13 protein-coding genes are annotated in these 14,831 nt (G+C 48.9%); 10 read left to right on the top strand and 3 right to left on the bottom strand.

Annotation, left to right across the window (positions count from 1 at the left end):
• Positions 1 to 144: 144 nt before the first annotated feature.
• From ftsX to ftsY, 3 genes are all read right to left on the bottom strand, one after another.
• Positions 145 to 1,131 carry a permease-like cell division protein FtsX gene (ftsX, locus tag NH568_RS06450; protein WP_253045834.1) on the bottom strand — a complete coding sequence of 329 codons (987 nt, stop codon included), beginning with the start codon at positions 1,129 to 1,131 and terminating at the stop codon, positions 145 to 147.
• Positions 1,128 to 1,820: a cell division ATP-binding protein FtsE gene (ftsE, locus tag NH568_RS06445; RefSeq protein WP_253045831.1), complete on the bottom strand. Its 693-nt coding sequence runs from the start codon at positions 1,818 to 1,820 to the stop codon at positions 1,128 to 1,130. Before ftsE ends, ftsX begins: the two co-directional genes overlap by 4 nt.
• Before the next feature lie 75 nt (positions 1,821 to 1,895).
• Positions 1,896 to 4,031: a signal recognition particle-docking protein FtsY gene (gene ftsY, locus NH568_RS06440; RefSeq protein WP_253045827.1), complete on the bottom strand. Its 2,136-nt coding sequence runs from the start codon at positions 4,029 to 4,031 to the stop codon at positions 1,896 to 1,898.
• Between the two features lie 285 nt (positions 4,032 to 4,316).
• Here ftsY and rsmD point away from each other — a divergent pair, with 285 nt between their 5' ends.
• The 10 genes from rsmD (at position 4,317) to NH568_RS06390 (ending at position 14,822) form a co-directional block, all read left to right on the top strand.
• On the top strand, positions 4,317 to 4,895 hold the full coding sequence (gene rsmD, locus NH568_RS06435) for a 16S rRNA (guanine(966)-N(2))-methyltransferase RsmD (protein WP_253045823.1): 579 nt from the start codon (positions 4,317 to 4,319) through the stop codon (positions 4,893 to 4,895).
• Positions 4,896 to 5,125: 230 nt separating this feature from the next.
• Positions 5,126 to 5,341, top strand: coding sequence for a 30S ribosomal protein S21 (gene rpsU, locus NH568_RS06430; protein WP_010362466.1), 216 nt, complete (start codon positions 5,126 to 5,128; stop codon positions 5,339 to 5,341).
• 18 nt (positions 5,342 to 5,359) lie between these two features.
• The gene (locus NH568_RS06425) at positions 5,360 to 5,806 is read left to right on the top strand and encodes a GatB/YqeY domain-containing protein (protein WP_046004287.1); all 447 of its coding nucleotides are present in this window, start codon (positions 5,360 to 5,362) and stop codon (positions 5,804 to 5,806) included.
• Positions 5,807 to 5,879: 73 nt separating this feature from the next.
• On the top strand, positions 5,880 to 7,634 hold the full coding sequence (gene dnaG / locus NH568_RS06420) for a DNA primase (protein ID WP_253045819.1): 1,755 nt from the start codon (positions 5,880 to 5,882) through the stop codon (positions 7,632 to 7,634).
• 106 nt (positions 7,635 to 7,740) lie between these two features.
• Complete coding sequence (rpoD, locus tag NH568_RS06415; protein WP_253045815.1) at positions 7,741 to 9,585, top strand: RNA polymerase sigma factor RpoD; 1,845 nt, start codon at positions 7,741 to 7,743, stop codon at positions 9,583 to 9,585.
• 90 nt (positions 9,586 to 9,675) lie between these two features.
• Positions 9,676 to 10,548 (top strand): 50S ribosomal protein L11 methyltransferase, encoded by an 873-nt coding sequence (gene prmA, locus NH568_RS06410; RefSeq protein ID WP_253045813.1) that lies wholly within the window; start codon positions 9,676 to 9,678, stop codon positions 10,546 to 10,548.
• 242 nt (positions 10,549 to 10,790) lie between these two features.
• The gene (gene dusB / locus NH568_RS06405; RefSeq protein ID WP_138544549.1) at positions 10,791 to 11,762 is read left to right on the top strand and encodes a tRNA dihydrouridine synthase DusB; all 972 of its coding nucleotides are present in this window, start codon (positions 10,791 to 10,793) and stop codon (positions 11,760 to 11,762) included.
• A gap of 15 nt (positions 11,763 to 11,777) precedes the next feature.
• Positions 11,778 to 12,068, top strand: a complete 291-nt coding sequence (fis, locus tag NH568_RS06400) for a DNA-binding transcriptional regulator Fis (RefSeq protein WP_010374122.1) — start codon at positions 11,778 to 11,780, stop codon at positions 12,066 to 12,068.
• Between the two features lie 239 nt (positions 12,069 to 12,307).
• Positions 12,308 to 13,894: a bifunctional phosphoribosylaminoimidazolecarboxamide formyltransferase/IMP cyclohydrolase gene (gene purH, locus NH568_RS06395; RefSeq protein ID WP_253045810.1), complete on the top strand. Its 1,587-nt coding sequence runs from the start codon at positions 12,308 to 12,310 to the stop codon at positions 13,892 to 13,894.
• A gap of 103 nt (positions 13,895 to 13,997) precedes the next feature.
• The gene (locus NH568_RS06390; RefSeq protein ID WP_253045805.1) at positions 13,998 to 14,822 is read left to right on the top strand and encodes a methyltransferase; all 825 of its coding nucleotides are present in this window, start codon (positions 13,998 to 14,000) and stop codon (positions 14,820 to 14,822) included.
• The last annotated feature ends 9 nt before the right edge of the window (positions 14,823 to 14,831 follow it).

The following is a 14,831-nucleotide window of genomic DNA, read 5'->3' as shown; positions in this document are numbered from 1 at the left end:
GCTAAGCCTGTATTCAGATAAGTCTAAGTAGCGATATTTTGGAGCGCTAATTTAGAGGGTAAAGGTGCTAAAATTGTCTGCAAGAGTGCTAAGCCCAAACTCAAATTAGCACTCAATTATTTCAGCGGGCGTGCTGCCCGGGTGCTAAACCTTATCAGGTTCAATGTCCTTTATGTACTTCTGTACCGATAGAAAGGAACCGACAAAGCCGAGGGCAACAGCCAGAAGCAGCAAACACATCAGTTCGCTTCCCGATAAGCCCTGCAATACGAAGTTACTCTGATATACCCCAACAACCATAGCAACCGCAGACTCAAGCCACCATAACATCAGCATAACGCAGATAAACGCAATCAGGCCGCCAATAATGCCATACCAGATCCCAGTCCACAAAAATGGGGTATGAATAAAGGTGTTCGTTGCGCCCACGAGTTTAAGCACCTGGATCTCTTCTTTTTTATCCATAATAGACAGACGGATAGTGTTACCGATGATCAACACAACTGCGGTAAGCAATAACAGACCAATGGTAATCACGCTTTCTTTAAGCAGGCTGAGTAAGGCATTAAGGCGTTCAAGCCACTCAATATCCAGTTTGCCAAACTCAATTTCTCTTTCCTGCTCAAGTTTATTTAGCAAAGCATTAGCCGCCTGCGCACTGCGATGGCGTACCGTCGGTGTCACGAGGACCACACTAGGCAACGGGTTTTCTTCGAGATAATCCAGTGCCTGGCCGAACCCGGAAATAGATTTGAACTCTGCCAACGCCTTATCTTTGCCTATGAAACTGACAGTTTCGATTTCAGTGTACAGCGCTAATCGTTTAACCAGAGTTTGCGTCGCCTGCTCACTCACGGTTTCTTTGACGAACAAAGAAATCTCTGCTGCCTCCTGAAAACCGCTACTGACTTTCTGAACATTCTTGACCACCACATAAAGTGTGGTGGGTAGTGTCAGACTCAAACCTAACACCAGAATGGTCATCATCGACGCCATGGGTGTGCGCCACATTTCGCCTAAACTGTGCACGCCCTGACGCAGGATAGTAATAATGAAGAAGTAACACTTCAGGATCACTGATTTGCTTTGCTTGTCGTTTTGCGAGCCGCGGCCTTTGAACAATAAACTCATAGCGTGTCTCCCGGCAGCGAAGACCCTAACAAAGGATCCTGAATCAAGCGGCCGTGGTCCAGGGTCAGGCTGCGATATTTCATCCGTGCGATCAACCCCAGATCGTGGGTGGCAATCATAACCGACGTACCATGGCGGTTGAAGTCTTCAAACAATCTGAGAATTTCCATCGACAATTCAGGGTCCAGGTTACCGGTCGGCTCATCTGCCAGTAATAAAGGGGGTGAATTCACAATCGCTCGTGCAATACCCACTCGCTGCTGCTCACCACCGGACAAAGTGCTCGGCTGACACTTTACTTTATCCAGCAGACCAACCTTATCCAGCGCGGCATGGACGCGCTTGGTCATATGTTTGTGATGTGTGCCTTCTATAACTAAAGGCAGTGCCACATTATCAAATACGTTATAGCGCTCCAGCAAGCGATGGTTCTGGAATATGATGCCAATGTCGCGGCGAATATAAGGCACCTGGCTATTTTTGATTTGATTCAGATCGACGCCATTGATAGCGACACGCCCTGCAGACGGGCGTTCCATCAGGCTGATCAATTTAAGCAGGGTACTCTTGCCCGCACCACTGTGACCGGTCAGAAATGCCAGCTCACCTTTGGCGAGTTCAAAACTGACCTTTTCCAGCGCCCGGTGGCCTCCGGGGTAAGTTTTACTGACTTGCTCAAACTTGATCATTGCCTGCCCTGCTTTCGTTATACTGCTTCCGATTTACCTGATCCCGACCAGCGGGATCAGAACAGCACTTGGTTATTAGCTTTCATTATCCTGACTAAAAAGTGCTTCGATAAAGTCATCGCTCTTAAATGTTCTCAGATCGTCAATACTTTCGCCTACACCAATATAACGGATAGGTACCTTAAATTGATCTGCAACCGCAAAGATCACCCCCCCCTTTGCCGTGCCATCCAGCTTAGTCAGGGTAATGCCAGTCAGACCCACAGCCTGATCAAATAGTTTCACCTGACTAATCGCATTTTGGCCTGTGCCGGCATCGATAGTGAGCATCACTTCGTGTGGCGCATCCGGATCCAGCTTCTTCATAACCCGTGCAATTTTTTCAAGCTCCTGCATCAGGTTATCTTTATTTTGCAGGCGGCCTGCGGTATCTGCAATTAATACATCGACATCACGTGCTTGTGCCGCCTGGAAAGCGTCAAATACCACCGAGGCACTGTCCGCACCGGTATGCTGAGCTATCACGGGAATATCGTTACGCTCACCCCATACCTGCAACTGCTCAACAGCTGCTGCCCGGAAGGTATCACCCGCAGCCAGCATCACAGACTTACCCTGAGCCTGGAACTGTTTAGCCATCTTACCGATTGTGGTGGTTTTACCAACACCATTAACCCCTACCATCAGGATCACAAATGGCTTTTTATTGGCCGGGATCTCAAGTGGCTTTTCAGCATCTTTCAGAATGTCTGCCATTTCCTGTTTCATCAGGTCATAAAGGGCATCACCGTCTTTCAGCTGTTTACGATCTGCCGCATCGGTCAGGTTGTCGATCAGCTTCATGGTGGTATCAACGCCTATGTCCGCCGTCAGTAACTGTGTTTCAAGATCTTCGAACAACTCATCGTCGATCTTCTTGCCACGGAAAATATTGGCAAAGCCGGAGCCTATGTTGGTCTTGGTTTTTAACAAGCCCTGCTTCAGACGTGCAAAGAACCCTTTCTTTTTAGGCTTCTCTTGTTCCTGAGCCTGACGCTCGGCTTCTTCACGTTCCGCCTGCTCTTTGGCTAAACGCTCTGCTTCTTCACGTTCTGCCTGTTCTTTGGCTAAACGCTCTGCTTCTTCACGTTCCGCCTGCTCTTTCGCTAAGCGCTCGGCTTCTTCACGTTCCGCTTGTTCTTTCGCTAAACGCGCTGCTTCTTCACGTTCTGCCTGTTCTTTGGCTAAACGCGCTGCTTCTTCACGTTCCGCCTGCTCTTTCGCTAAACGCGCTGCTTCTTCACGTTCCGCCTGCTCTTTGGCTACACGCGCGGCTTCTTCACGTTCTGCCTGTTCTTTGGCTAAACGCGCTGCTTCTTCACGTTCCGCCTGTTCTTTGGCTACACGCGCTGCTTCTTCACGTTCTGCCTGTTCTTTGGCTAAACGCGCGGCTTCTTCACGTTCCGCCTGCTCTTTCGCTAAACGCGCTGCTTCTTCACGCTCCGCCTGCTCTTTCGCTAAACGCGCTGCTTCTTCACGCTCCGCCTGCTCTTTGGCTACACGCGCGGCTTCTTCACGTTCCGCCTGCTCTTTGGCTAAACGCGCGGCTTCTTCACGTTCCGCCTGCTCTTTGGCTACACGCGCGGTTTCTTCACGTTCCGCCTGCTCTTTGGCTAAACGTGCAGCTTCTTCACTTTCCGCCAGCTCTTTGGCTACACGATCTGCTTCCTCTCGTTCCGCCTGCTCTTTGGCTAAACGCGCAGCTTCTTCACGTTCCGCCTGCTCTTTGGCTACACGATCTGCTTCCTCTCGTTCCGCCTGCTCTTTGGCTAAACGTGCAGCTTCTTCACGTTCCGCTTGTTCTTTCGCTAAACGCGCTGCTTCCTCACGTTCCTCCTGTTCTTTCGCCAAGCGCTCGGCTTCTTCACGTTCCGCCTGTTCTTTGGCTAAACGCTCGGCTTCTTCACGTTCCGCCTGTTCTTTGGCTACACGCGCTGCTTCTTCACGTTCTGCCTGCTCTTTGGCTACACGCGCAGCTTCTTCACGTTCCGCCTGTTCTTTGGCTAAGCGCTCGGCTTCTTCACGTTCCGCCTGCTCTTTTGCCAAACGCTCCGCTTCTTCTCGCGCAGCCTGCTCTTCGGCCAAGCGAGCGGCTTCTCGTTCAGCTTCTTGCTGTTTTTTGTCTGATTTTCCGAACCCTAACCAGGATAGAATTTTGCTCTTTTTACCCATAACTCGCTAAATACCGTTTTAGTGTGTAATCAAATTAGTGAGAACTTATTGGCGCAGATAATCCATGCGCATGAGCGCTCTGGTGGAAGACCTGACAGGCCATGTACATGGCTGATAACAAGCTCTGTCATTGTTGGGACGACAGTGTACCATGTTCCAATAGGATGAAAAATCACAGCTTAATGATATCTGTCTGATAACGGCATCAGGCAGCAATAAATCTTGCTATACTCCTGCCCCGATGCGGTATAATGAGCGTCATATTTTGCACGCAGTTGGTAAAAAATGAGAAAGCAACAATCAAAAAAGCCAGTGTCAGGACATATTCGTGTGATCAGTGGCCGATTTCGGGGTCGTAAATTACCTGTCAAAGACGTTGAAGGGCTCAGACCAACCACCGACAGAGTAAAAGAAACCCTGTTCAATTGGCTGATGCAGGATGTCAGAAATGCCAAAGTATTAGATTGCTTTGCAGGTTCTGGTAGCCTGGGGTTTGAGGCTTTATCGCGATTTGCGCACAGTGCTACCTTTTTTGAATTCGACAAACAAGTTGCCCAGCAGCTGCAACAGAATATTGTTACCCTCAAGCTGGATAATGCTCAGGTCGAACATGGCGATACCTTGGCCAGACTAGCCACAGAGGCGCCACAGGCTTATGATCTGGTTTTTGTTGATCCGCCGTTCAGGCGCGATATGGTGCAAACCAGCTGTGCTTTACTCGAAGCCAATCACTGGCTGAGTGAAGATGCTCTGGTTTATGTCGAGTTTGAACGCGAAAGTACACCCACATTCCCCGAAAACTGGACCATCTTAAAAGAAAAGTTGGCGGGTCAGGTTTGTTGTCGACTCTTCCAACGCACTTAACTATTCGACAACAGCAAGGCTAAACAGCTGAAATAATAGGCCGTTTAGTACAAATGCTGGTGTTCAACCCCGTGTCGGGCTTTAGGCATGACAGTTGCTGCAATTTTAACTATAATTTGGTCTTTACATGCGGTGATGCTTCGGCTTACAATACCGCACCATTTTTGAACCAATTGACCGTTTTTTGGTCGGTTAGAGCAAAGCTCACTAATTAGGTAGGTGAATTTTTAATGCCAGTAATTAAAGTAAGAGAGAACGAACCGTTTGACGTAGCACTTCGTCGTTTCAAGCGTTCATGTGAAAAAGCAGGTATCCTTTCAGAAGTTCGTCGTCGCGAGCACTATGAAAAGCCAACAGCTGAGCGTAAGCGCAAGAAAGCAGCTGCTGTAAAGCGTCACATGAAAAAGCTTTCTCGCGAAAACGCACGTCGCGTTAAATTATACTAATCACTGCGAGTCTTGCATATGAGCCTGTTAGCTACGTTAAAAGACGCGCAAAAAGCAGCCATGAAAGCCAAAGACAAACCTCGTCTTACTGCTATTCGTGCTGCCCTTGCTGAAGTTAAGCAACGAGAAATCGATAACCAAACGACACTGGACGACGCAGGTATTACCTCCGTTTTAGTGAAGCTGGTAAAACAACGCCGCGATTCTTATACTCAGTATAAAGACGCTGGCCGCGAAGACTTAGCCGACGTAGAAGCTGGTGAGATCACTGTGCTGGAGTCCTTCTTACCTCAACCTTTGAGCGAAGAAGAGATAGCAACATTGATCGATTCTGCAATCGCCGATACCGGCGCCGCTGGCATGCAGGACATGGGCAAAGTTATGGGCGTGATTAAAGCAAAAGCTGAAGGTCGCGCTGATATGGGCAAAGTTTCAGGTTTAATTAAACAGAAGCTTAGCGCATAAGCCCCGCATCAAGTATGATTATAAGTAAACCGAGCCTAGCGCTCGGTTTCTTCGTCTAAGCGATAGGGTAAAAATGGCAGGAAAAATTCCAAGACAATTTATTGACGACCTGTTGGCCAGAACTGACATCGTTGAATTAATCGATAACCGCATCGGTCTGAAAAAAGCCGGCAAAGATTATCAGGCCTGCTGCCCTTTTCATAACGAGAAATCTCCCTCTTTCACCGTCTCTCGTGACAAGCAGTTTTATCACTGCTTTGGCTGCGGTGCCAATGGCAACGCTATCTCCTTTTTAATGGAATACGATAAGCTGGAATTTGTCGATGCCATCGAAGAACTGGCGGGACAATTCAGCCTGGAGATCCCCCGAGAGCAAGGCCTGGGTGGACCACAACGTAGCTTCGAAGAGAAAAAGTCCGACTACGATCTGATGCAGCAAACTGCGCGCTTTTATCAGCAGCAACTTAATCAGCATCAGAAATCCGCAGAGGTTAAAGCCTATATTTCTGGACGTGGTTTGTCCCAGCAAACCATCGATAAATTTCAGATGGGCTTTGCGCCGCCCGAGTGGGATCAGCTGATCCGCACGCTGGCACGCAACCCGGCTCAGCGTCAGCAGCTGGTTGAATTGAAACTCGCGACAGAAAAGTCACCGGGGCGTCAGTTTGACTTTTTTCGCGATAGACTGATGTTCCCCATCCGTGATAAACGCGGTCGGGTGATCGCCTTCGGTGGCCGAGTCATGGGGCAAGATCAGGGACCAAAATATCTCAACTCGCCGGAAACCCGAATCTTCCATAAAAGCTTTGAGTTATACGGCTTTTATGAAGCCAAGCAGGCCCATCGCCAGCTGGCACAAGTGTTGATAGTCGAAGGCTATATGGACGTCGTAGCCCTCTCGGAGTATGGCATCGATTATGCGGTTGCCGCACTGGGCACTGCCACTACAGCAGAGCATATGCAGACCTTGTTCCGTAACACCGATCAGGTTATTTGTTGTTACGATGGCGACCGGGCCGGTAAAGATGCCGCCTGGCGTGCGTTGGAGCATGCCCTGCCCAATCTGAAAGACGGTAAGTCGCTGCGTTTTGTGTTTCTTCCGGATGGTGAAGACCCGGATTCCTTAGTACAAAAAGAAGGCAAAGATGCTTTTGAGCAGCGACTGAAAGACGCCGAAGACTACAGTAAAGTGCTGTTTGCCCGGCTATCGGAGCAATGCGATTTAACCACGGATGCCGGCAAAGCTAAACTGCTCAGTGAAGCGCTGCCATTAATTGAAAAAATACCGAGTGAGTATTACCAGGAGTCGTTGCTGAGTACGCTGGCACGCCTGATCGGTCGCACCCGTGAGCAACTGAGTGCCAAACTGGCGACGCCACGAAAACAACATGCCATTGAGCGCAAGTTTAAAGTGACACCAATGCGTCGGGCCATAGGTCTGTTATTGCAACACCCGAGTCTGGCATCTGTCGTTGAGCACTTACCCGAACTGGCAGAATTGCCCTTGCCCGGCATGCGCCTGTTCCTGACTTTGCAGGCGACCTGTTTATCGCGCCCCGATTATACCACCGCGCATATTCTTGAAGCTTTTCGGGACACGCCTGAATACTCAGCGCTGAACAAACTGGCAACCTGGCAGCACAATATAGATGAAGAAAAGCTGGTTGATGAATTTAAAAATACTTTTCAGTTTATTGAAGACCAGTGTTTAAATTTGCGCCTTGAGACCTTATTAATAAAAGACAAAACCGAAGGCTTAAACAGCGATGAACGACTGGAATGCGCGCTTCTGACCCAAGCGTTAGGTGCGCGAAGAACTGGTCAATAATAATTTTTGCTGTTATAATGTTCTATTCACTGCGTCAACCAAAATAGTGTGGTTTTTAGCTGACGCCCGTTGTAACAACTTTATCAGAGTGGAAGCAATAATCTCTATGGATCAATCTCCTCAGTCACAACTCAAACTTCTGATTCAGAAAGGTAAAGAGCAAGGTTACTTAACTTTTGCAGAAGTTAACGATCATCTTCCACAAGACATCATAGATTCGGATCAAGTAGAAGATATCATTAGCATGATCAATGATATGGGTATCCAGGTAGCAGAGTCTGCACCGGATGTCGACGAACTGATGATGCAGGAAACCACGACCGACGAGGATGCAGCCGAAGCAGCGGCTGCCGCATTGGCAACGGTAGAAAAAGAAATCGGCAGGACTACAGATCCAGTACGCATGTATATGCGTGAAATGGGCACGGTTGAACTGCTGACGCGTGAAGGCGAAATTTTAATCGCTAAACGCATTGAAGAAGGGATTAATCAGGTTCAGATCTCGGTTGCCGAGTATCCTGAAGCCATTACTTACTTACTGGAGCAATGGGACAAATACGAAGCCGAGGAGATGCGCCTGAGCGACATCGTAACTGGTTTCTTTGATTCGTTGGAAGACGATGAAGCCCCCATTTCAGCAACGCACATCGGTTCAGAGCTGAGCGAAGAAGATCTCGACGATGAAGACGATGATGGCGATGAAGACGACGACGATTCGGAAGACGCTGATACTGGCCCGGATCCTGAAATTGCGCGCGAGCACTTCGAAGAATTAAGAACCCTGTACAACAATGCACGTAAGTGTTTTGAAGTAAAAGGTCGTGCACACCCGGATTCTCAAGCGGCCATCGCCGAGATTGGCGAGCTGTTCCGTAAGTTCAAGCTGGTTCCAAAACAGTTTGACCGCATGGTAAATAACATGCGTGACATGATGGATCGCGTTCGTGTACAAGAACGTATCATCATGAAGCAAGCTGTTCAGATTGCAAAGCTGCCGAAGAAAACCTTCATCAAGCACTTCGCCAACAATGAAACCGATATGGCCTGGGTCGATGCAGAAATTGCCGCAGGTGACAAACACTCAGCTAAGCTGGCACAAGTTAAGCCTGAGATCGAGCGCTGCGTGAATAAACTGACGGCCATTGAAGAAAGCACAGGCCTAAGCATTGAGCGTATTAAAGACATCAACCGCCGTATGAGCATTGGTGAAGCGAAAGCCCGTCGTGCGAAAAAAGAGATGGTTGAAGCCAACTTACGTCTGGTTATCTCCATTGCCAAAAAGTACACCAATCGTGGCCTGCAATTCTTGGATCTGATCCAGGAAGGTAACATAGGTCTGATGAAAGCGGTTGATAAATTCGAATACCGCCGTGGTTACAAGTTCTCGACTTATGCAACCTGGTGGATCCGTCAGGCAATTACCCGCTCAATTGCGGATCAGGCGCGTACTATCCGTATTCCGGTACACATGATTGAAACGATCAACAAGTTGAATCGTATCTCTCGTCAGATGCTACAGGAAATGGGTCGTGAACCCAGCCCGGAAGAGCTGGCAGAGCGCATGATGATGCCAGAAGATAAGATCCGTAAAGTGCTGAAAATTGCCAAAGAGCCTATCTCCATGGAAACACCAATCGGTGATGATGAAGATTCGCATCTGGGTGATTTCATTGAAGACACGACGATTGAATCGCCAGTGGATTCAGCCACAATGGAAAGCTTACGTGGTGCCACCAATGAAGTACTTGCTGGCCTGACGGCACGTGAGGCCAAGGTACTACGCATGCGTTTCGGTATCGACATGAACACCGACCATACTCTGGAAGAAGTAGGTAAGCAATTTGACGTGACACGTGAACGTATCCGTCAGATTGAAGCGAAGGCTTTGCGTAAGCTGCGCCACCCTTCACGCTCAGACTTACTTAAGAGCTTCCTGGATGTAAAAGGCTAAACGCTCATTCAGAATCATTAAAGGCCGCATTTGCGGCCTTTTTAGTTTACTCTGGGATCGATAGACCCAATTTAGAAATAGGTAAGAACTATGGCTTGGATCCAGATCCGCATTGATGCCGATAAAACCAGTGCCGACCATTACAGCGATCTGTTGATGGAAATCGGCTGCCCGTCTGTCACCTATATTGACGGACAAGATAACCCCATATACGAGCCTAAGCCTGGTGAAGTCCTGTTATGGCCACAGACCATAGTCATTGGTTTGTTTGAAGCGAATCACGATATGCAGGCTGTGGTTGATTATTTAAAAACAGCCAGTGATCAGCCGCTCAAATATAAGCTGGAACAACTCGAAGACAAAGACTGGGAACGAGAGTGGATGGATAACTTCCACCCCATTAAATTTGGTGAGCGCTTGTGGATCTGTCCTAGCTGGCGCGATGTACCGGATCCGGACGCTGTCAATGTGCTACTTGACCCAGGCCTCGCCTTCGGCACAGGTACCCATGCCACCACCGCGTTATGTCTGAAATGGCTGGAGCAACAGGACCTCAGTGGCAAAACCGTGGTCGACTTTGGTTGTGGTTCAGGGATCCTGGGGATCGCAGCGATCAAACTGGGCGCTGAACGGGTGATCGGCATCGACATCGATCCACAGGCTTTGGTTGCCAGCCGAGACAATGCTGCACGCAATGGCGTAGCCGATCAGCTGGAAGTGTATTTACCTGAGAACCAACCCGAGTTTTCTGCGGATATTGTAGTCGCAAATATCCTGGCACAGCCGCTCAGAGAGCTCCATGAGGTGATCCTCGGATTCCTCAAACCAGACGGTGAAATTGCCATGTCAGGCATTCTGGAAGAACAGGCGCAATCGGTTGCCGATGTCTATGCCCCTTTCCTTGCACTTGACGCCATTGCTCAGCAAGGTGAATGGACCCGAGTGAGCGGAAAAAAAGGTTAGTGCCTTATCACGCGTAAAGCCCTTAGTTAACAGGCTTTACGCATTTTTTACAGTGCTCTCTTCACCTCATCAAAATGAAAAGCGGTTAATTTTAAAGCAATTCTGACCTTCAGTCAGTTTGTTATAAAAAGTCAACCCGTCAAGCTCAAAAAAAAAGCACTTATGTTCAATTTATAGCCTTTGATTTTTGCAAAAAAAGCCGTAAACTTAGCGCCCCTTGAAAAGAGGCGGATTGAACTGCAGTGCGTATTGGTCCTTACCAACTTGAAAACAACTTAATGGTCGCGCCAATGGCGGGGATCACCGACAGACCTTTCAGACAATTATGTCGGCGCTTAGGTGCTGGACTGGCGGTGTCAGAAATGTTGTCTTCAAATCCTAAGGTATGGAAAACCGATAAGTCGATGAACCGCATGGATCACAGTGGTGAGTCGGGTATCCGTTCTGTGCAAATTGCCGGGGCAGATCCCGAGTTGATGGCACAGGCCGCACAGTTCAATGTCAGCAATGGCGCGCAGATCATAGATATCAATATGGGCTGCCCCGCTAAGAAAGTGAATAAAAAGCTGGCAGGCTCAGCATTATTGCAATATCCGGAACTGGTGGAAGAGATAGTTCAGGCTGTGGTCAACGCAGTCGATGTCCCGGTCACCCTGAAAATTCGCACAGGATGGGATCCGGAAAATCGCAATGGAATTGAGATTGCCCGCATTGCCGAGCGTAATGGCATCGCTTCTTTAGCCGTACATGGACGCACTCGTGCATGTATGTATAAAGGCGAAGCCGAGTATGCCACGATCAAAGCGATTAAGGCGGCGGTTGGCATTCCTGTTGTGGCCAATGGAGATATAGATTCTCCACAAAAAGCCAAACAGGTGCTGGAATTTACGGGCGCAGATGCCATCATGATTGGTCGAGCAGCCCAAGGTCGTCCCTGGATTTTCCGGGAGATAGACCATTACTTGCGTACTGGAGAAACGCTTGCAGCCCCGGAGTTATCCGAGGTTCGCAGTATTTTGATGGAGCACTTAGTGAACCTTCATCAATTCTACGGTATGCCAATGGGTGTACGCATCGCACGCAAACATGTGTCCTGGTATTTGCAGGCCCATGACCAAGAAGGTCAATTTAGGCGAGTATTCAATGCTCTGGACGATGCCACTGAGCAGGTCGAGACATTAGAACACTATTTTGAAACACTAGCAGCTAACTAAGAAAGAGACATAAAGATGTTCGAACAAAATGTGACTTCTCCATTTATCACTAACGCTCATGTTCAGTCACAAGAGAAACCGCAACCACTTCGCGATGCAGTGAAAAAAGCTGTACACCACTACCTGAAACAGCTTAACGGTCAGGACGTACAAGACGTTTATGAGTTGGTTCTTTCTGAGCTTGAAGCACCACTACTTGAAGAAGTAATGACTTACACCCGTGGTAACCAGACTCGTGCTGCCATCTTACTGGGTATCAACCGTGGTACGCTACGTAAGAAACTGAAAAAGTACGGCATGAACTAATCTGTTCCTGTCAGAACTGAAAAAAGCACCTGTGGGTGCTTTTTTTGTTTCCCCTGCTCTCTGGCAGATTATTGCTGCAAACAAAACACTTACCTGCAACTAAAGACACACAGCGAAAAGCAACTCTGTTTTTCTCAATCTCACTCACGCATTTTCAATCGTTTTCTGAGCCAAGTTAGGCTAAAATACAGCACTTCTAAGCTAGCCCTTAACTTATCATTGAGGAAACCTGAACCATCATGGATATACATCGTCCAATTCGTCGCGCGCTGCTGAGCGTGTCTGACAAAACCGGTATCGTTGAATTTGCCCGAGCTCTGAGCGAGCAAGGCGTTGAACTCCTGTCAACTGGCGGCACCTGTAAACTCATTGCCGAGAACGGCATTCCTGTTACTGAAGTATCTGACCACACCGGTCACCCGGAAATCATGGACGGCCGGGTCAAAACCCTACACCCGAAAATCCACGGTGGTATCTTGGCTCGTCGCGGCCAGGACGAAGGCGTGATGGCAGAAAATAACATCTCAGCCATTGATATGGTCGTAGTCAACTTATACCCCTTTGCACAAACCGTTGCAAAAGCTGACTGCTCACTGGAAGATGCCATTGAGAACATCGACATCGGCGGACCGACTATGGTGCGTGCTGCTGCGAAGAACCACAAAGATGTGACCATTGTTGTGAATGCAGCTGACTATGACCGTGTTATCAACGAGATGAAAGCGAATAATGGCTCAACTGAGTACAAGACGCGCTTTGACCTGGCGATTGCAGCTTATGAGCACACAGCGCAGTATGACGGTATGATCGCGAACTACTTCGGTAAAATGGTCCCGGACTATACCGAAGAGGCTGCTAAAGACACTAAGTTTCCGCGCACCATCAATATGCAGTTCACCAAAAAGCAGGATATGCGCTACGGTGAAAACTCGCATCAGGATGCGGCTTTCTACGTTGAAAATGACATTGAAGAAGCATCAGTGGCAACTGCGAAACAGATTCAGGGTAAAGCACTGTCTTACAACAACATCGCGGATACCGATGCCGCCCTTGAGTGTGTTAAGAGCTTCTCAGAACCAGCTTGTGTGATCGTTAAACACGCCAACCCGTGTGGCGTGGCAGAAGATAAAGACATTCTGAGCGCCTATGACCGCGCTTTCAAAACCGATCCAACGTCCGCGTTTGGTGGCATCATTGCTTTCAACCGTGAACTGGATGCTGACACGGCAGAAGCCATCATTTCACGTCAGTTCGTTGAGGTAATCATCGCGCCTAAAATCTCTGATGCGGCAGCACAGATTGTTGCGGCGAAGAAAAACGTCCGCTTGCTGGAATGTGGTGAATGGCAAACTGCAACAACCGGTGTCGACATCAAGCGCGTGAATGGTGGTGTACTGATCCAGGACCGCGATCAGGGTATGGTGCAGGCGAGCGACCTGAAAGTCGTGTCTAAGCGCCAACCAACCGAGCAAGAGCTGAAAGATCTGATGTTCTGCTGGAAAGTAGCCAAGTTCGTTAAGTCGAATGCAATCGTCTATGCACGCGACGGCATGACCATAGGTGTGGGTGCCGGCCAAATGAGCCGTGTGTACTCAGCGAAGATCGCAGGTATCAAAGCCGCAGATGAAAATCTGGAAGTCAAAGGCTCTGTCATGGCCTCTGACGCCTTCTTCCCGTTCCGCGATGGCATCGATGCTGCAGCCGAAGCCGGGATCACTGCGGTGATCCAGCCTGGCGGCTCAATGCGCGATGAAGAAGTCATTGCCGCAGCCGACGAAGCGGGCATGGCGATGGTCTTCACCGGCATGCGTCACTTCCGTCACTAATCGATGAGCGCGAAACCTTCACCGTTTCGCGCTTTTTGTTTGCGCTAATTTCCAGTATTGTGATTCACAGACAATCACAATAATGACAGTGAAGGAACTGACTATGAAATTTGCCATTAAATCTATCATCGCAGCAGGTATTCTGACCGCCCTGAGCGGCTGTAACAGCACGACTGACAGCGGCGTATCCAGCGAGATCACCTCTGCCGTTGCAAACGCAGAACGCAAAGCGGATAACCGTGCTCGAGATCAGTATCGTAATCCGGAGCAAACACTGGCGTTTTTTGGCCTTCAGCCAAACATGACCGTGGTTGAAATCGCCCCTGGCGGTGGCTGGTATAGCGAAATTCTGGCACCCGTTGTTAAAGGTCAGGGGACGCTCTATGCGGCACATTTCCCGGCAAACAGTGAAGGCTACTTCAAGCGCTCACTGGATGGCTTTAAACAAAAAGTGGCAGAAGATGCACGCTTCAGTGAAGTCAAAATTACCGAGTTTGCACCAGGTACGCATACCAATATTGCGCCTGCGGGCAGCGCCGATATGGTCCTGACTTTCCGTAACGTGCACAACTGGTATATGCGTCAGGGCGACGAAGGTGTGCTGTCGGCATTTCAGTCATTTAACAAAGCACTGAAGCCAGGTGGCATTCTGGGTGTGGTAGAACACCGCTTACCTGAACACCGTGATGATAAAGATCAGAAACGTTCTGGTTATATGAAGCAAAGCTATGTCGTCGACCTTGCTAAACAAGCTGGATTCGAATTAGTTGCAAGCAGCGAAATCAACGCCAACCCGTTGGACAGTGCCAACCACCCGAAAGGCGTGTGGACTTTACCACCACGTTTAGCTTTGGGTGATGAAAAGGCCGAGCAGTACAAGGCCATCGGGGAAAGCGATCGAATGACCCTGAAATTCAAAAAGCTTTAATAGGAATCA

The sequence above is a fragment of the Pseudoalteromonas sp. XMcav2-N genome, from assembly GCF_024124545.1.
In the GTDB taxonomy this organism is placed as follows: domain Bacteria; phylum Pseudomonadota; class Gammaproteobacteria; order Enterobacterales; family Alteromonadaceae; genus Pseudoalteromonas.
The sequence above is the reverse complement of the archived record's forward strand: the minus strand, read 5'-3'. Positions and strand labels throughout refer to the sequence as shown.

Coding starts and splice junctions, on each gene's coding strand:
- ftsX (WP_253045834.1), bottom strand. CDS start 1,131: ATGAGTTTATTGTTCAAAGGCCGCGGCTCGCAAAACGACAAGCAAAGC.
- ftsE (WP_253045831.1), bottom strand. CDS start 1,820: ATGATCAAGTTTGAGCAAGTCAGTAAAACTTACCCCGGAGGCCACCGG.
- ftsY (WP_253045827.1), bottom strand. CDS start 4,031: ATGGGTAAAAAGAGCAAAATTCTATCCTGGTTAGGGTTCGGAAAATCA.
- rsmD (WP_253045823.1), top strand. CDS start 4,317: ATGAGAAAGCAACAATCAAAAAAGCCAGTGTCAGGACATATTCGTGTG.
- rpsU (WP_010362466.1), top strand. CDS start 5,126: ATGCCAGTAATTAAAGTAAGAGAGAACGAACCGTTTGACGTAGCACTT.
- NH568_RS06425 (WP_046004287.1), top strand. CDS start 5,360: ATGAGCCTGTTAGCTACGTTAAAAGACGCGCAAAAAGCAGCCATGAAA.
- dnaG (WP_253045819.1), top strand. CDS start 5,880: ATGGCAGGAAAAATTCCAAGACAATTTATTGACGACCTGTTGGCCAGA.
- rpoD (WP_253045815.1), top strand. CDS start 7,741: ATGGATCAATCTCCTCAGTCACAACTCAAACTTCTGATTCAGAAAGGT.
- prmA (WP_253045813.1), top strand. CDS start 9,676: ATGGCTTGGATCCAGATCCGCATTGATGCCGATAAAACCAGTGCCGAC.
- fis (WP_010374122.1), top strand. CDS start 11,778: ATGTTCGAACAAAATGTGACTTCTCCATTTATCACTAACGCTCATGTT.
- purH (WP_253045810.1), top strand. CDS start 12,308: ATGGATATACATCGTCCAATTCGTCGCGCGCTGCTGAGCGTGTCTGAC.
- NH568_RS06390 (WP_253045805.1), top strand. CDS start 13,998: ATGAAATTTGCCATTAAATCTATCATCGCAGCAGGTATTCTGACCGCC.